This is a genomic window from Zoogloea ramigera (assembly GCF_006539865.1).
Lineage (GTDB): Bacteria > Pseudomonadota > Gammaproteobacteria > Burkholderiales > Rhodocyclaceae > Zoogloea > Zoogloea ramigera.
The window spans coordinates 1-15,562 of record NZ_BJNV01000002.1 but is presented as its reverse complement, the minus strand read 5'-3'; the positions used below and the strand labels follow the sequence as shown (position 1 = coordinate 15,562).

Annotated in this window: 15 protein-coding genes; 5 read left to right on the top strand and 10 right to left on the bottom strand. The window is 68.4% G+C overall.

Annotation, left to right across the window (positions count from 1 at the left end; translation table 11 throughout):
• Positions 1-21: 21 nt before the first annotated feature.
• Positions 22-621 (top strand): FMN-dependent NADH-azoreductase, encoded by a 600-nt coding sequence (locus ZRA01_RS00210; RefSeq protein ID WP_141348731.1) that lies wholly within the window; start codon positions 22-24, stop codon positions 619-621.
• Between the two features lie 115 nt (positions 622-736).
• Here the strand turns inward: ZRA01_RS00210 and wrbA are convergent, their stop codons facing one another.
• Both wrbA and hflX read right to left on the bottom strand, forming a co-directional pair.
• Entirely contained in the window at positions 737-1,336 is a 600-nt protein-coding gene (gene wrbA / locus ZRA01_RS00205) for an NAD(P)H:quinone oxidoreductase (protein WP_141348730.1), read from the bottom strand.
• Between the two features lie 157 nt (positions 1,337-1,493).
• A complete protein-coding gene (hflX, locus tag ZRA01_RS00200) occupies positions 1,494-2,846 on the bottom strand; it encodes a GTPase HflX (protein ID WP_141348729.1) in 1,353 nt (450 codons plus the stop codon).
• A gap of 381 nt (positions 2,847-3,227) precedes the next feature.
• Between hflX and ZRA01_RS00195 the strand changes: the two genes are divergently transcribed.
• Both ZRA01_RS00195 and ZRA01_RS00190 read left to right on the top strand, forming a co-directional pair.
• Positions 3,228-4,958, top strand: coding sequence for a sensor domain-containing protein (locus tag ZRA01_RS00195; RefSeq protein WP_141348728.1), 1,731 nt, complete (start codon positions 3,228-3,230; stop codon positions 4,956-4,958).
• Positions 4,959-5,026: 68 nt separating this feature from the next.
• Complete coding sequence (locus tag ZRA01_RS00190) at positions 5,027-5,500, top strand: hypothetical protein (protein WP_141348727.1); 474 nt, start codon at positions 5,027-5,029, stop codon at positions 5,498-5,500.
• An 8-nt stretch (positions 5,501-5,508) separates the two neighbouring features.
• Here ZRA01_RS00190 and pstS (ZRA01_RS00185) read toward each other — a convergent pair whose 3' ends face one another.
• The 7 genes from pstS (ZRA01_RS00185) to ZRA01_RS00155 all read right to left on the bottom strand — a co-directional run bounded on the left by pstS (ZRA01_RS00185) (position 5,509) and on the right by ZRA01_RS00155 (position 13,221).
• Positions 5,509-6,570 carry a phosphate ABC transporter substrate-binding protein PstS gene (gene pstS / locus ZRA01_RS00185; protein ID WP_141348726.1) on the bottom strand — a complete coding sequence of 354 codons (1,062 nt, stop codon included), beginning with the start codon at positions 6,568-6,570 and terminating at the stop codon, positions 5,509-5,511.
• 259 nt (positions 6,571-6,829) lie between these two features.
• A complete protein-coding gene (gene pstS / locus ZRA01_RS00180; RefSeq protein ID WP_218028625.1) occupies positions 6,830-7,900 on the bottom strand; it encodes a phosphate ABC transporter substrate-binding protein PstS in 1,071 nt (356 codons plus the stop codon).
• Between the two features lie 505 nt (positions 7,901-8,405).
• Positions 8,406-9,350, bottom strand: coding sequence for a CysB family HTH-type transcriptional regulator (locus ZRA01_RS00175; RefSeq protein ID WP_141348725.1), 945 nt, complete (start codon positions 9,348-9,350; stop codon positions 8,406-8,408).
• Positions 9,350-10,459: a sulfate/molybdate ABC transporter ATP-binding protein gene (locus ZRA01_RS00170; protein WP_141348724.1), complete on the bottom strand. Its 1,110-nt coding sequence runs from the start codon at positions 10,457-10,459 to the stop codon at positions 9,350-9,352. Before ZRA01_RS00170 ends, ZRA01_RS00175 begins: the two co-directional genes overlap by 1 nt.
• 13 nt (positions 10,460-10,472) lie before the next feature.
• On the bottom strand, positions 10,473-11,375 hold the full coding sequence (gene cysW / locus ZRA01_RS00165; RefSeq protein ID WP_141348844.1) for a sulfate ABC transporter permease subunit CysW: 903 nt from the start codon (positions 11,373-11,375) through the stop codon (positions 10,473-10,475).
• Positions 11,375-12,208, bottom strand: coding sequence for a sulfate ABC transporter permease subunit CysT (cysT, locus tag ZRA01_RS00160; protein ID WP_141348723.1), 834 nt, complete (start codon positions 12,206-12,208; stop codon positions 11,375-11,377). Before cysT ends, cysW begins: the two co-directional genes overlap by 1 nt.
• Positions 12,208-13,221, bottom strand: a complete 1,014-nt coding sequence (locus ZRA01_RS00155) for a sulfate ABC transporter substrate-binding protein (protein ID WP_141348722.1) — start codon at positions 13,219-13,221, stop codon at positions 12,208-12,210. Before ZRA01_RS00155 ends, cysT begins: the two co-directional genes overlap by 1 nt.
• 139 nt (positions 13,222-13,360) lie before the next feature.
• On the opposite strand from ZRA01_RS00155, the gene ZRA01_RS00150 reads away from it, so the two are divergent.
• The gene (locus tag ZRA01_RS00150; protein ID WP_141348721.1) at positions 13,361-13,903 is read left to right on the top strand and encodes a hypothetical protein; all 543 of its coding nucleotides are present in this window, start codon (positions 13,361-13,363) and stop codon (positions 13,901-13,903) included.
• A gap of 13 nt (positions 13,904-13,916) precedes the next feature.
• Here the strand turns inward: ZRA01_RS00150 and ZRA01_RS00145 are convergent, their stop codons facing one another.
• Complete coding sequence (locus ZRA01_RS00145; protein ID WP_141348720.1) at positions 13,917-15,221, bottom strand: hemolysin family protein; 1,305 nt, start codon at positions 15,219-15,221, stop codon at positions 13,917-13,919.
• Between the two features lie 155 nt (positions 15,222-15,376).
• Here ZRA01_RS00145 and ZRA01_RS00140 point away from each other — a divergent pair.
• A partial coding sequence (locus ZRA01_RS00140) for a hypothetical protein (RefSeq protein WP_218028624.1) occupies positions 15,377-15,562 on the top strand: 186 nt, incomplete at its 3' end.

Here is a 15,562-nt window from a genome sequence, read left to right as displayed (position 1 = left end):
CCACACCCTGGAGAGAACCCCATGAAGATCCTGCAGATCAACAGCAGTGCCCGCTCCGCCGGCGCCAACTCGACCCGCCTGGCAGACGCCATCACCGCCCGCCTGAAGGCCGCCAACCCGGCCGCCGTGGTCGAGCTGCGCGACCTCGCCGCCAACCCGCACCCGGTGCTCGACGAAGCCGCCCTCGGCGCGCTGTTCACCCCCGCCGAGCAGCGCACGCCCGAGCAGGCCGCCCGCGTCGCCCTCGACGACGCGCTGATCGCCCAGGTGCAGTCCGCCGACGCGATCGTGCTGGGCGTGCCGATGTACAACTTCGGCGTGCCGGTGCAGCTGAAAACCTGGATCGACGCCATCGCCCGGGCCGGCGTCACCTTCCGCTACACCGAGAACGGCCCCGAAGGCCTGCTCAAGGGCAAGAAGGTATACGTGGCGCTGGCCCGCGGCGGCATCTACCGCGACACCCCGGCCGATTCGCAAGTGCCCTACCTCAAGGGCGTGCTGGGCTTCCTGGGCATGACCGACGTGGAATTCATCTACGCCGAAGGCCTGGCGATGGGCCCCGAGAGCGCCGACAAGGCCTTCGCCGCAGCCGAAGCCGCGATCGGTGCCGTGGTGGCCTGAACGGGCTGAATGGCCTGAAAACCCGGGCCGGGCGATTGCCGCCGGCCCGGGTTGCTGCATTTGCCGCAAAAACACGGGCCCGCTGGGCCCGTTTGTCTTGTATGCCGGCCCGGCCTTACCCGAACAGCTTGTTGGCCGTCTCCGCTATGAGCCGGCCCTGGTAGCGCGCACCGTCCAGCTCGATGGCGCTCGGCTGGCGCTGGCCCTGGCCGCCGGCGATGGTGGTGGCGCCGTAGGGGCTGCCGCCGACGATCTCGTCTATGGTCGTCTGCCCCTGGAAGCTGTAGGGCAGGCCGACGATGATCAGCCCGAAGTGCAGCAGGTTGGTGATCACCGAGAACAGCGTGATCTCCTGGCCGCCGTGCTGGGTGGCGGTGGACGTGAAGGCGCCGCCCACCTTGCCGTTGAGCGCGCCCCGCGCCCACAGCCCGCCCGCCTGGTCGAAGAAGCTGGCCATCTGCGAGGGCAGGCGGCCAAAGCGGGTCGGGCAGCCGACGATGATCGCGTCGTAGTGCTCCAGGTCTGCCACGGCCGCCACCGGCGCGGCCTGGTCGAGCTTGAAGTGGGCCGGCCCGGCGATTGCCTCGGGCACCGTCTCGGGCACCCGCTTCAGATCGACCGTCGCGCCGGTGGCGCGGGCGCCTTCGGCCACCGCCTCGGCCATGGTTTCGATGTGGCCGTAGGTGGAGTAATACAGGACGAGGACTTTGGACATGGAGCTTCTCCCGGAGAGTTGGAACCGCGGCATGAACCCGCCCGTCGGCCTGGCCGGCCGGGTGGCCCTCGTCTGATAGTAGCTGCTGCTTTCACCAGGTAAAGGCAAAGCCGGCCACCCCGGCGCCGGGTGGGCCCAGCCCACCCCCGCGCCAAGCTCAAGCCCGGGCGATCTGCGCGCGCAGGGCTTCCAAGGTGTCGCGGCCGCCGCGCACGCGGAAGAAGGCGCCCTCCTCGTCGGCGCGCTCTTCGAGCACTTCGCAGTTGGCGAACACCTCGCCGCGCAGCTGCTGGGCCGACCAGGCCAGAAACAGCTCGGCCTCGATGAAGTCCTGCTGGAAGCGCGCCACGATCAGCTGGTGCAGCGCCGCCACGTCGTCGGGGCGGCGAGCGCTCATTACCACGCAGCCGGGGTAGAGGGCGCGCAGGTCCGCCTCGCGCTCGGCCTGGGCGGTGGCGTCGCCCACGTGGTCGATCTTGTTGAAGACGCGGAGGCGCGGCACCTCGTCGGCGCCGATCTCGGCCAGCACCTCGTCGGTCACCTGCAGCTGGCGCTCGAAGCCGGGGTCGCTGGCGTCGATCACGTGGAGCAGCAGCGCCGCGTCGAGGGCCTCGTCGAGGGTGGACTTGAACGAGGCCACCAGGCCATGGGGCAGGTTCTTGATGAAGCCCACCGTGTCGCTCACCAGCACGCGGGGCACGCTCTCGGGGTAGAGCACGCGCACCGTGGTATCCAGCGTGGCGAAGAGCTTGTTGGCCACCAGCACCTCGCTGCCGGTGAGGGCGCGCATCAGCGTGGACTTGCCGGCGTTGGTGTAGCCCACCAGCGCCACCGCGGCGAGGCCCTGGCGGCCCTGGCGGCGAGCGCGCTGGGTCTTGCGCTCGAGCTCCATCGCGGTGATCTCGAGCTGCAGCTCGGCGATGCGGTCGCGGATCTTGCGCCGGTCGAGCTCGGTGTGGGATTCGCCCGCACCGCGGCCGCCCACCCCGCTGCGCTGGCGGCCCTGGGGCCCGGCCAGCTTGGCCATCTCACGCAGGCGCGGCGCCATGTAGCCGAGCCGGGCGATCTCCACCTGGGCGCGGGCCGCGCGGGAGCGGGCGTTGCGGTGGAAGATCTCGAGGATGACCATGGTGCGGTCCATCACCGGGCAGCCGGCCTCCACCTCGAGGTTGCGGGCCTGGGTGGGCGAAATCTCGTGGTCGACCAGGATGGCCTCGATGGGCCGCCCGCCGAGCGCCGCCTGCACCTGCTCGAAGCCCTCGAAATCCTCCATGGCGGGCTCGTTGAGCACGAAGCGGCGGATCTCGTCCCGCTTGCCGGCTCCGAGGTAGCCGGTGGTGTCGAAGCCGGCGCGCTTCTGGATGAAGCTGTGGACGACCTCGAAGCCCAGCGTCTTGGCGAGCTCCCGCAGCTCGGCGAGCGAGGATTCGAACTCTCCGTCGCTCACGTTGGGCAGTTGCACCGCCGCCACGACGGCGCACATGGGCTTCTCTTTGACTTCACTTTGCATCGGCAATCGGCTTCTTTTGAGTGGTTGAACACGGATAGTACCCGCAGCGGGGCGAAACACCCCCACCGGGCTCGCATCGGGACGGCGAGCGCAGCGCCTTCGGGCGTGGGCGCCGGATATCGCGAATATGACATTTATCGCAAACACGCGCCATTTTCATGCTGGATCATCGCAGCCAACCCGCGCCACAGAAAGACATCCAAGGAGCAGGCCACGCCAGCCCAAGCCACTTCGCATACACCGGAATGCGGAGCCCCAGCGCTGAAGGGCTGTTACCGGACGCGATACGTCAAGGGGGGCACCACGTCTTGTACTAGAATAGCTTCAGGGAATAAATAACAAATTTTTCAATTCCGATCTTCTTGCGAAGAGGGGGCTGTCATGGCTTGCCGCGACATGGGGCGCAACAATCGTTCACCCCAGGGTGAACTGGACGCCCTCCGGGCCGCCCTCGACAACGTCGGCGCCCTGATCTTCAGCAAGGACGACCGCTACCGCTACACCTACGCCAACCAGCACTTCTGCGAGCTGGTGGGTGCGCCCCTCGAAAACGTGGTGGGCCACACGGCCGATGAGTTCTTCGACGCCGACACCGCCACCCTGCTCCACGAGCATGACGCAAAGGTTCTTGCCTCCGGGCAGAGCACGCAGCAGCGGGAGACCCGCTTCTTCAAGAAGAGCGGCGCGCGGCATCGCTACCTGACCATCAAGACGCCCATCGTCGGGCCGCAAGGCGAAATCGTCGGCCTGTCGGGGGTCTCCATCGACATCACCGAGAGCGAGCACTTCGAGCAGGCCCTCAAGGAGAACCAGCAGTTCCTCGATGCGATCCTCGACAGCGTGGATGGCTACATTTACACCAAGGGCCAGGACCACCGCTACACCTACACCAACCGCGCCGCCGCCGCGCTGTTTCGGCGCACGCCGGAGGAGCTCCTGGGGATGCAGGACAGCGAGCTGCTGCCCCCCGAAGTCGTCCAGCACGTGCGGGCATCCGACGAGTTGGTGTTTGCCCGCGGCGAGAAGCAGACCACCGAGGTGCTCATGCCGACCGCCGACGGGAGGCTGCGCCACTTCTGGCTGAAGAAGCTGCTGCTGCGCCGGCCCGAACAGCCCGACTGCCTGCTCGGCTTCGCCTCGGACATCACCGAACTCAAGGACGCCCAGGCCGCCACGCTGCGTTCGGAGGCGCGTTTCCGCACCCTCTTCGAAGCCAGCCACGATGCGGTGGCGGTGCTCCGGCAAGGCCGGATCATCGACGGCAACCAGGCCCTCCTCGACATGCTGGGCGTGACCAGCCGGGACGCCTTGCGCGAGCTCCATCCCTGGGACTTCGCCCCCGCCGTGCAGCCCTGCGGCAAGACCTCCGAAGAGCTCGCCGGGGAGCACATGGCGAGCGCCTCGCGCCTGGGGCATCTCCGTTTCGAGTGGGTGCAGCGGCGCCACGACAACGGCGCCGAAGTCCCCGTCGATGTCGTCCTGAGCGCCATGGACCTCGACGGCGAGCCGACCCTGCTGGCCTCGATTCGCGACATCACCGACCGCAAGCTCTACGAGGCCAAGATCCACCAGCTGGCGTTCTACGACGCCCTCACCGGCCTGCCCAACCGCCGCCTGTTCTTCGACCGCCTGGCCCAGGCCGTGGCGCAAAGCCGCCGCAGCGGGCGGCACGGCGCGGTGATCTACCTCGATCTCGACAACTTCAAGCCGGTCAACGACCGGCATGGCCACCGCGCCGGCGATCTGCTGCTGCAGGAGGCCGCCCGGCGCCTCGCCCACTGCCTGCGCGAGGAAGACACCGTGGCCCGCCTGGGCGGCGACGAGTTCGTCGCGCTGCTGGTCAACGTGGCTCCCGACCACGCCACCACCCGCGCTTATGTCGTCGAGGTTGCGGAGCGCATCCGCGACGCCCTCGCCCGGCCTTACAGCCTGGCGCTCGGCGACGACGGCGGGCCCGCCCGGACAGTGGAGCATCGGTGCTCGGCGAGCCTGGGCGTGACCCTGTTCCCGCCCGAAGAGAGCAACATGGAGGCCATCCTCAAGCTCGCCGACGGGGCGATGTACCAGGCCAAGGCGGCCGGGCGCAACCAGATCCGCTTCGCCGCACAGTGAGCGCGGCAGCCGCGCCCGAAAACGCGTACACTCATGGCCCCGCGCAACCGCCCGCCAGCACGCCAGCCATGCACCCGATCTCCGACACCGACGCCCTCTTTCTTCTTGCCACCACGCTCGCCTCCAAGCGCCGCCCGGCGGAGCTCGTCGAGATCATGGCCGGCTTCGAGCCGCTGCTGGAGGCCGTGCCCGGCACCAGCCGGCTGATCGACACCATCCGGCGCCTCACCGCCCACGGCCTGGTGCAGGTCGAGGACGACCGCTTCTCGCTCACCGCCGCGGGCCAGCAGCTGATGGTCGGGCTGCCCAAAAGAACCGACACCGCCGGCCTCGTCACCCACCTGCGCGGCAAGCTCGCCGCCTTCGACGGCCCGGCCAATTTCCAGAGCGTGCATCTGGGCCAGGCCCAGGTGGACACCGCGGTGCTCGCCCAGCGCGCCGCCGCCAAGGAGCCCGGCAAGAACCTGCTGATGCCCAAGCCCAAGGTCGAAGAAGAAGACACCCGCCGCAGCCCCTGGCGCGGCGGCAAGGGCCGGCGCTGAGCCCAGCCTCATCTGACCAGCGCGTTCAGGCCGATCGGCTCGCCGTTCCTGCCGATCACGCTTGAGAGCTCGCGGAAGGCGCTGGCCTGGACCTTCTCCGGCAGCGGGGAGAACCTGGCCTGCCGCGCCAGCGCATCGCCGTGATCGTAAGCCCATAAAAAGAAACGCAGCGTCCGCGCCGCACGCTCCGGTTCGCCGGCCACCTTCGGGACCACCGCATAGGTGCCCATCGTGATCGGCCAGGCGCCCTCGCCGGGCATCTGGGTGAGGCTATCCGAGAAATCGCCGTGGGTGAACCAGCGGCTGCTCACCACGGCATTGCGAAAGCTTGCCGGCGAAGCGCCGACATAGCGGCCGTTCGCCGCGGCGAGCTGAACCGGCGTCAGGGCATCCTCGACGACATAACCGTAGTCGATGTAGCCGATGGCCCCCTGCGTGCTTCGGACAGCCCGGGACACCTCCGAACTGCCTTTGACTGCGATGAAACCTGCCGGCCACGCGGGCCTCCCCACCACGCCGAAGCGCGCCTTCCAGGCCGGGCTGACCTTGCTCAGGTAGTCGGAGAAATGATGGGTGGTCCCGGAGACATCGCTGCGGCACACCACGCGGATCGGCTCGTTGGGCAAGGACAGCCCCGGATTCAGGGCGGCGATCTCGGGGGCATTCCAGGCGGTAATCTCGCCGAGGAAGATCCGGGCCAGCACCTCGCCGCTCAGCTTCAGCGGCGCCCCGCCCTTGCGCAGGTTCACGACCGGCACGATGGCGGACACCGCGGTCGGAAACATCACCAGCCCGTCGCGGGCCAGCTCGTTCCTGGGGACCATCACATCGACGGCGCCAAAATCGGTCTGACGCTGCTTGATGCGCGCGAGGCCCGCGCCGGAGCCGACCGGATCGTACTCCAGCGCTTCACCGCCAGCCTTCCGGTATTCCTGGGCCCAGGTCCGGTAGACCGGCGCGGCGGCAGACGAGCCCGCCCCACCGATGCCGTCCGCGGCCGCGGCAAACTGGCAGGTCAGCATGGCGCCCAGGCCCAGGCCAATGGCACGCTTCGAAAGACTTATGTTCATGGTTTCCTGCGATGGGACGCCCCGTCTTCTGCCTGCCAAGGCTCGCGCGGGAATGCGGCGCGACGGGCCGGCCGCGGGACGTCGCCTGTCGGTTCGTTGATCGAGCCGTGAGCTTAGTCACTCGCCGCCCGCCCCCCCGTGAAAAGATTGGTGCCGGCATTTGAAATGCCATGGCCGCGGGCCGGGCCTGGTTCCCATTCCGGCCGCGCAGCCCCCGCGGGGCCCGGTTGACTGCGGCGGCAAAGGCTGGCGTGGGGGCTTACCTGACGAGCACGCTCACCGCACTCATGCCGATCGGCTCGCCGTTCTTCCCCACCACGCTCGAAAGCTCCCGGAACGCGCTGGCCTGCACCTTCTCGGGCAGCGGCACGAACTTCGCCTGGCGGGCCAGCGCGTCGCCGCGGCCGTAGGCCCACACGAAGAAACGCAGCGCGCGGGCGGTCCGCGCCGTATCGGCGGCCACCTTCGGCAGCGCCACATAGGTGCCCATGGTGATCGGCCACGCACCCTCGCCGGGCATCTGGATCAGGCCCTCCGAGAAATCCCCGTGGGAGAACCAGCGGCTGCCCACCACCGCGCTGCGGAAGCTCTCGGGCGAGGCGCTGAGATACCGCCCGCTGGCCGTCTTCAGCTGAACCGGGGTCAGGTGGTCCTCGACCACGTAGCTGTAATCGATGTAACCGATGGCCCCCGGCGTGCTGCGGACCGTCTTCGAGACCTCCCCGCTGCCCTTGACGGCGATGAAGCCCTCCGGCCACGGGTGCTTGCTGGCCACGCCGAAGCTCGCCTTCCAGGCCGGGCTGACCTTGCTCAGGTAATCGGAGAAATGGTGCGTCGAGCCGGAGCCGTCGCTCCGGCACACCACGCGGATGGCCTCGTTCGGCAGGCTCACGCCCGGGTTGAGGGCCACGATCTCGGGAGCCTGCCAGTGGCTGATCTCGCCCAGGAAGATCCGCGCCAGCACCTCTCCGCTCAGCTTGAGCGGTGCCCCGCCCTTGCGCAGGTTCACCACCGGGACGATCCCCGACACCACGGTCGGGAACATCACCAGCCCGTCCTTGGCGAGGGCCGCCTGCGGGGCGATCACATCCGACGCGCCAAAGTCGGCCTGACGCTGCTTGATGCGCGCCATGCCCGCTCCGGAGCCGACCGGGTCGTACTCAAGGGCCTCGCCGCCGGCCTTCCGGTATTCCTGGCCCCAGATCCGGTAGGCCGGCGCGGCGGCCGACGAGCCGGCGCCAGTGATGTCGTCCGCCGCGCGGGCAGGCTGGCCGACCATGGCAGCGCCCAGGCACAGGCCGAGGACGCCCTTCGAAAGGCTTCTTTTCATAGCTCCCATTGGCAGCACGCCAGCGGCGCACCGCCTTCTCTCTGCAATGGTTGATCCGGAAATGCGCGCCGGCGAAGAGCCCGCGGGACGCTGCTTCCCGATTTGTTGATCGAGCCGTGAGCTTAGTCACTCGCCGCCCGGCCGCATGTGAAAAGATTGGTGTCCGGCGCCCGAAATGCCACGGACACCCGCTGCGCCCCGTGGAAGCGCCGCCGGCAGCGCCCTTCGGCAACATCGGGGGCCTACAGGGCTCAAGGTATTGGAGCAGAAGAGTTAGACGGTTTGATGTCAGCGCCGGGCCATTCTTGCGCTGACCAGCGCGGCGTCGCGTCCGCCTGGGGAGCCTACGTCAAGGCTCGCGGGGCGGAAGGCGGTTGCGGTTTACGGGAACTTGCCCGTCCCGCATCGGGGCCTGGATTGGCCCCGACCCGGCCAGCCAAGGGCCAGCTAGGGGCCACGAAGGGCCGCGGGCGCCCGGCCGCGCGCCACAACGCCTACTCGCCGATCAGAACACCGCTTCCCGCTCCGTCTCCGGCCGCAGCGCCGCCCGCACCACGGACTCGCCGAGCGCCGGCGAGCACAGCTCGATGAACCGGTAGGCGAAGCCGCGCAGGAAGTGCCCCTTGCGCACCGCGATGCGGGCCAGGTTCTCGCCGAACAGGTGGTCGCTCGGCAGCATGCTCAGGTTGCGGTCGCGCTCCGGGTCGAAGGCCATCGAGGCGACGATGCCGATGCCGAGGCCGAGCTCCACGTAGGCCTTGATCACGTCCGCATCGAGGGCCGACATCACGATGTCGGGGGCGAGGCCGGCGTCGGCGAAGGTCTCGTCGATGCGGGTGCGGCCGGTGAAGCCCTGGTGGTAGGTGATCAGCGGATGCTCGGCGATGGCCTCGAGGGTCAGCGGCGTCACGCCCTCGAGGGGGTGGCCGGCGGGCACGATCACGGAGTGGTGCCAGCCGTAGAAGCCGAAGGAGACGCAATCGCTGATCTCGGCCAGGGTCTCGGTGGCGATGCCGATGTCGGCGCGGCCGTCCTGCAGCATGGTGGCGATCTCGTTGGGGCTGGCCTGGTGGAGCACCAGATGCACCTTGGGATAAGCCTGCTTGAAGCGCGTCACCACCCGCGGCAGCGCGTAGCGGGCCTGGGTGTGGGTGGTGGCGATGGTGAGCTGGCCGTGGTCCTTGTTGCTGAACTGGGCGGCGATGCCCTTGATGTTGCGGGCGTCCATCAGCATCCGGTCCACCACCACCGCCAGCTCCTCGCCCGGCTCGGTGAGGCCCAGCAGGCGCTTGCCCTTGCGCACGAAGAGCTCCAGCCCGAGCTCGTCCTCGAGGTCCTTGATGTGCTTGGAGACGCCCGACTGGGAGGTGAACAGCGCCGCCGCCACCTCGGTCAGGTTGAAGTTGCGGCGCACCGTCTCGTGCACGATGCGGAGTTGCTGGAAGTTCATCAGATCTCCCAGTTGGGCGCGGCGGGCGCCGGCACGCCGGTCACCCCGCGCTCGAAGATGCTGAGGCGCGAAGGCACCAGGCGCACCGCCTGGCCTTCATGGAGGCCCAGCTGGCCGACCTCCTCGCGGGTCATCTCGACCTCGAAGATCTGGCCGCTCGACCCGTTGAGGCCGTCGAGCTCGACCCGCGCCGTGACGCCAAACGACAGGATGCGGCTGATCCGCGCCGGCACGCCGCTGGCGTCCTCGGGGCTGACAACGATGTTGAGCTCGTGGGGGCGCGCGAAGGCGACCACCTCCGAGCCGGCATCCAGCGCCACCTTGTCGGCCGACAGGCGTTCGCCGCCCACATGCACCGCCTCGTTCTCGACGCGGCCGTGGAAGAGGTTCACCGAACCCAGGAAGCCATACACGAAGGGCGAAGCCGGGTGGCGATAGACCTCCTCCGGCGTACCCACCTGCTCCACCTTGCCGTGGTCCATCAGCACCACGCGGTCAGCCACTTCCAGCGCTTCTTCCTGGTCGTGGGTGACGAAGATCGAGGTGATGTGCAGCTCGTCGTGGAGCCGGCGCAGCCAGCGGCGCAGCTCCTTGCGCACCTTGGCATCGAGCGCACCGAAGGGCTCGTCGAGCAGCAGCACCCGCGGCTCGACCGCCAGCGCCCGGGCCAGCGCAATACGCTGGCGCTGGCCGCCGGAGAGCTGCGACGGAAAGCGGTCGGCGATCCAGTCGAGCTGCACGAGCTTCAGCAGCTCGGTCACCTTGGCCTTGATCGCCGCCTCGGACGGGCGCTGGGCGCGGGGCTTCATGCGCATCCCGAAGGCCACGTTGTCGAACACGGTCATGTGGCGGAACAGCGCGTAGTGCTGGAACACGAAGCCCACCTGGCGCTCCCGCACATGGGTGTCGGAGGCGTCGGCGCCGTCGAGCAGCACCTGACCGCCGTCGGCCGATTCCAGCCCGGCGATGATGCGCAGCAGCGTCGTCTTGCCGCAGCCGGAGGGCCCCAGCAGCGCCACCAGCTCGCCGGTGGGGAAGTCGAGGGAAACGTCTTTCAACGCGGTGAAACCGCCGAACTGCTTGCGGATGTTGCGAACCTGGATGCTCATTTTTGCTTCAACCTCATTCTTCGCGGGCGCCGGCGGCACCGGCGCGCTTCTCGACCCACACCTTCACCGCCAGGGTTACCAGCGCCAAGAGCGCCAGCACCGAGGCCACGGCAAAGGCGGCGGCGAACTGGTATTCGTTGTAGAGGATCTCGACGTGCAGCGGCATGGTGTTGGTGAGGCCGCGGATATGGCCCGACACCACGCTCACCGCGCCGAACTCGCCCATCGCCCGGGCGTTACACAGGATCACCCCGTAGAGCAGGCCCCACTTCACATTGGGCAGGGTCACGTGCCAGAAGGTCTGCCAGCCCCGCGCGCCGAGCACCACCGCGGCTTCTTCCTCGTCCTTGCCCTGGGCCTCCATCAGCGGGATCAGCTCACGGGCGACGAAGGGGAAGGTGACGAAGACCGTCGCCAGCACGATGCCCGGCACCGCGAAGATGATCTTCACGTCGTGGTCCGACAGCCACGGCCCGAACCAGCCCTGGGCGCCGAAGACCAGCACGTAGATCAGGCCCGCCACCACCGGCGAGACCGAAAACGGCAGGTCGATGAAGGTGATCAGCAGGTGCTTGCCGGGGAAGTCGAACTTGGTGATCGACCACGCCGCGGCCACGCCGAAAACGAGGTTGAGGGGCACCGAGATCAAGGCCGCGATGAGAGTCAGCTTGATCGCCGAGAGGGCGTCCGGCTCGATGAGGGCCGCGAGGTAGGTGTCCCAGCCCTTGCGGAAGGCCTCGACGAACACCGCCACCAGCGGCATCAGCAGGAACACCGCAAAGAAGGTGAGCGAGACGCCGAGGATGGACCACTTGACCCACGCCGGCTCCCGCGTGGCGGCGTTGGCCTCGTAGCGGGTGGAGCGGCCACCAGCGTTGCCGGATGAGGCCTTGAGAACTGCAGCAGCGCCCGACATCAGCGTTCCCTCCCGGTACGTTTGGCGGTCCACGCCTGCAGGCCGTTGATGGCGAGCAGCAGCGTGAACGAGAAGACCAGCATGACCACCGCGATCGCGGTCGCTCCGGCGTAGTCGTATTGTTCGAGCTTGGTGATGATCATCAGCGGGGTGATCTCGGAAACCATCGGGATGTTGCCGGCAATGAAGATCACCGACCCGTATTCACCCACCGCACGGGCGAAGGCCATCGCAAAACCGGTGAGCAGCGCCGGCATCAGCGTCGGGAAAACCACGTGGCGGAAGGCCTGCCAGCGGTTGGCGCCCAGGCTCACGGCAGCCTCCTCGTACTCGGTATCGAGGTCTTCGAGGATGGGCTGCACGGTGCGCACCACGAAAGGCAGGCCGATGAAGATCAGCGCCACCAGCACGCCCAGCGGCGTGAAGGCGACCTTGATGCCAAGCGGCTCGAGGTGCTGGCCGACCCAGCCGTTGGGCGCGTAGAGCGCGGTCAGCGCGATGCCCGCCACCGCGGTGGGCAGCGCGAAGGGCAGATCCACCAGCGCATCCACCAGCCGCTTGCCGGGGAAGGAATAACGCACCAGCGCCCAGGCCAGCATCAGCCCGAACACCGCGTTGATCGACGCCGCCAGCAGCGAGGCCCCGAACGACAGCTTGTAGGAGGCCACCACAGTCGGGGCGGTGACCACGTTCCAGAACTGCTCGAAGCCCAGGCTGCTGCTCTTGACGAACACCGCCGCCAGCGGGATCAGCACGATCAGCGACAGATAGACCAGCGTGTAGCCGAGCGACAGGCCGAAGCCCGGCAACACGCGATTGCTGCGGGAAGCCATCAACGTTTCACCGTGATCTGGTCGTACACGCCACCGTCGGCGAAGTGGGTCTTCTGGACGGCTTCCCAGCTGCCGAACTTTTCTTCGACCGTGAAGGTGCGGATCGCCGGGAAGCGGGCCGCGTACTTCTTGGCCACCGCCGGGTCACGCGGGCGGAAGTAATGCTTGGCGATGATCTCCTGGCCCTCGGGCGAATACAGGAAGTTGAGGTAGGCGGTGGCCTGCTTGCGGGTACCCCGCTTGTCCACCACCTTGTTCACGATCGCCACCGGCGCCGAGGCGTCGATGGACAGCGACGGATAGACCACGTCGAACTTGTCGCCGCCCACTTCGCTGTCGATCAGCACCGCCTCGTTCTCGAAGGTGACCAGCACGTCACCGATGCCGCGCTGGGTGAAGGTGGTGGTCGCGCCGCGGCCGCCACCGTCGAACACCGGCACGTTGCCGAACAGCTTGCCGACGAACTCCTGCGCCTTGGCGTCGTTGCCACCCTTCGACAGCGCGTAGCCCCAGGCTGCGAGGTAGGTGTAGCGGCCGTTGCCGGAGGTCTTGGGGTTGGGGATCACCACCTGCACGCCGGCGCGGGCCAGATCGTCCCAGTCCTTGATGCCCTTCGGGTTGCCCTTGCGGACCAGGAAGATGGTTGCCGAGGTGTAGGGCGCCGCCGCGTTGGGGAAAGCCTTGCGCCAGTCGGCGCCGGTGAGGCCGCTCTTGGCCAGCACGTCCAGGTCGGCGGCCTGGTTCATGGTCACCACGTCGGCCTCGAGGCCGGCGATCACCGACTGGATCTGCTTGCTCGAACCACCGTGGCTCTGGTTGATCGTCAGCTTCTCGCCGGCGGTACGCTGCCAGTGGGCGACGAAGGCCGGGTTGATCTCCTTGTAGAGCTCGCGGGCCACGTCATAGGAGACGTTGAGGAGCGTAGTATCGGCCTGTGCGCCACCGGCAGACAGCAGGCTCACGGCGGCCAGGGCAGCCACGACGGGGCGCACGAAGAGACGGGACGGGGACATGGCGATTCTCCATTGAAAGTCGAGAAACGCGAGTATAGAAAAGCCGAACCCCCACCCAAACGAATAAAAAAGGCTTTGCTTATTACTTTTTGGAAGTAAGAACGCCAACAGGCACCGGCAGATCCCATCGGAGCGCACCATGAACCCATTGGCTCACGGCCTCAAACCCCTCCTCACCAGCCTCGCCGCCCTCGCGCTGGGCGCCTGCGCCCAGTTCGGCGGCCCGCCCCTCGAGCCCGGCGTCAGCACCCTCGCCGACCTGCAGCGCAGCCTCGGCACCCCGGCCATGCGCTGGCGCGAAACCGACGGCGGCGAGCAGCTGGCCTACCCCCGGGGCCCGATGGGCGTGCACACCTGGATGGCCCGCACCGACGCCGGCGGGCGCCTCGTGAGCATCGACAACGTGATGCAGCCCCGCTACTTCGCCCGCATCCAGGCCGGCATGAGCCAGGACGAGGTGCTGCGCGTCCTGGGCCCGTCGTATCCGGGCTGGACGATCTACTTCAAGGCGCGGGACGAGCTGGTGTGGGAGTGGCGCTACTGCGACGACTGGGCCGAGCCGGCCCGCTTCAGCGTGCTCTTCGACGCCACCAGCGGCAAGGTGCGCACCACCATCAGCCTCACCGAGCGGCAGTCGCTGCCCTTCGGCCGCGGCGACCGGCGCGAGTGGTGCGGGCGCTAGCCGCCGCGCGGGGTCAGGCGGCCGGCGTCACCTGCGAGAGCAGCACCTTGTCGACCCGGTTGCGGTCCATGTCGAGCACCTCGAAGCGCCAGCCGCCGGCCTCGAAGTGATCGGTGGGCGCGGGGATGCGCCCGAGCACGTGCATTATCAGGCCGCCGACGGTGTTGAAGGAGTGCTCCTCCTCGCCGGGCAGGTCGTCGCCGATGTCGAGCACCGACTTCAGCCGCTCGATGCCCACGTCGCCATCCACCAGCCACGAGCCGTCCTCGCGCTGCAGCATGTCGCGATCTTCGGGGGCCTCGGGCACCGACAGCTCGCCGACGATGGCCGCCAGCACGTCGGTGAGGGTCACCAGGCCCTGCACCTCGCCGTATTCGTCGACGATCAGCGCAAACTGCAGACGCGCGCGGCGGAAGCTTTCAAGCAGCTGGGTGGTGGTCACCGACTCGGGCACATACAGCGGCGGGCGCAGCAGGGCCTCGAGATCGTCCAGCGTGACGCCGTGGCCAGGAAGCGCCTTTTTGAGCAGATCGCCCGTCTGGAGCACGCCGAGCACGTGCTCCAGCCCGTCGCGGCACACCACCAGGCGCGAGAACGAGGTCTCCACCAGGCGCTGCCACACCACCTCTTCGCCCTCGTCGAGGTCGATGATGAACATGTCGCGGCGCGGGGTCATGATCGCCGAGATGCGCTGCTCGTCGAGGCGCAGCACGTTGGAGACGATCTCCTGCTCGCTCTCGTGGAAGACGCCGGCCTCGGCGCCCTGCTCCATCAGCACCTTGATCTCGTCGTCGGTCACCGGCGGCTCTTCCTTGCGGCGGGCGCCCAGCAGGCGCAGCAGCGCCGAGCACGAACCCGACAGGATCACCACCAGCGGGTGGGTGACGCGCGCCAGGATCATCATCGGCCGCGCCATCAGCGCTGCGATGCCCTCCGGCGCCAGCAGCGCCAGGCGCTTGGGCACCAGCTCGCCCACCACCACCGAGAAATACGTGAGGACGACCACCGTGATCGTCAGCGCCACGCCCCGCGCGTAGGGCGCCAGCAGCGGGATCTGGGCAAACCACTCGGCCAGCGGGTCGGCGATGGCGGCCTCGCCGACCGCACCATTCAGAATGCCCACCAGCGTGATGCCGACCTGGATCGTCGACAAAAAGCTCGCCGGCTCCTGATGCAGCCTGAGCGCCGCCTCGGCCCCCAGGCTCCCGTCGTCGGCCAGGTTCTGCAGCCTGGACTTGCGGGAAGAAACAACGGCGATCTCGGACATCGCGAAGACGCCGTTGAGAAGAATCAGCAGCAGAATCAGAACTATATCCATCAGGCAGGCCACCCGGCGTCCGGCGGACGTGTGGCCAGGGAATAAAAACGGCGCCTATTGTAGCCCTGTCTTCGCCCGATGCACGGCAGTACCCGCGCAAGCGCCCCCGCCAAAAAGCTGCCCGCCCCGCCGGGCCAGCGTCTAAAATCGCGCCGATGCTCCACCCTTCGTCCGCCCCGCGGTCGCGAACGCTCGCCGCGGCGCTCGCCCTGTCGCTGGTTTTCCACCTGGCCCTGCTGCTGCTCGATCTCGAGCCGCCAGACGCCCCGCCCCGCAGCACCACGCTGCAGGCCCGCCTCGCGCCCCGCCCCACCGCGCCGCCCGTCGACACCCGCCCGCCC

Excerpts from the sequence above, each read along its gene's own strand:
- hflX (WP_141348729.1), bottom strand. The coding sequence starts at position 2,846 with ATGCAAAGTGAAGTCAAAGAGAAGCCCATGTGCGCCGTCGTGGCGGCG.
- cysT (WP_141348723.1), bottom strand. The coding sequence starts at position 12,208 with ATGGCTTCCCGCAGCAATCGCGTGTTGCCGGGCTTCGGCCTGTCGCTC.
- wrbA (WP_141348730.1), bottom strand. The coding sequence starts at position 1,336 with ATGTCCAAAGTCCTCGTCCTGTATTACTCCACCTACGGCCACATCGAA.
- pstS (WP_218028625.1), bottom strand. The coding sequence starts at position 7,900 with ATGAAAAGAAGCCTTTCGAAGGGCGTCCTCGGCCTGTGCCTGGGCGCT.
- ZRA01_RS00145 (WP_141348720.1), bottom strand. The coding sequence starts at position 15,221 with ATGGATATAGTTCTGATTCTGCTGCTGATTCTTCTCAACGGCGTCTTC.
- pstS (WP_141348726.1), bottom strand. The coding sequence starts at position 6,570 with ATGAACATAAGTCTTTCGAAGCGTGCCATTGGCCTGGGCCTGGGCGCC.
- ZRA01_RS00210 (WP_141348731.1), top strand. The coding sequence starts at position 22 with ATGAAGATCCTGCAGATCAACAGCAGTGCCCGCTCCGCCGGCGCCAAC.
- ZRA01_RS00150 (WP_141348721.1), top strand. The coding sequence starts at position 13,361 with ATGAACCCATTGGCTCACGGCCTCAAACCCCTCCTCACCAGCCTCGCC.
- ZRA01_RS00155 (WP_141348722.1), bottom strand. The coding sequence starts at position 13,221 with ATGTCCCCGTCCCGTCTCTTCGTGCGCCCCGTCGTGGCTGCCCTGGCC.
- ZRA01_RS00170 (WP_141348724.1), bottom strand. The coding sequence starts at position 10,459 with ATGAGCATCCAGGTTCGCAACATCCGCAAGCAGTTCGGCGGTTTCACC.
- cysW (WP_141348844.1), bottom strand. The coding sequence starts at position 11,375 with ATGTCGGGCGCTGCTGCAGTTCTCAAGGCCTCATCCGGCAACGCTGGT.
- ZRA01_RS00175 (WP_141348725.1), bottom strand. The coding sequence starts at position 9,350 with ATGAACTTCCAGCAACTCCGCATCGTGCACGAGACGGTGCGCCGCAAC.
- ZRA01_RS00195 (WP_141348728.1), top strand. The coding sequence starts at position 3,228 with ATGGCTTGCCGCGACATGGGGCGCAACAATCGTTCACCCCAGGGTGAA.
- ZRA01_RS00190 (WP_141348727.1), top strand. The coding sequence starts at position 5,027 with ATGCACCCGATCTCCGACACCGACGCCCTCTTTCTTCTTGCCACCACG.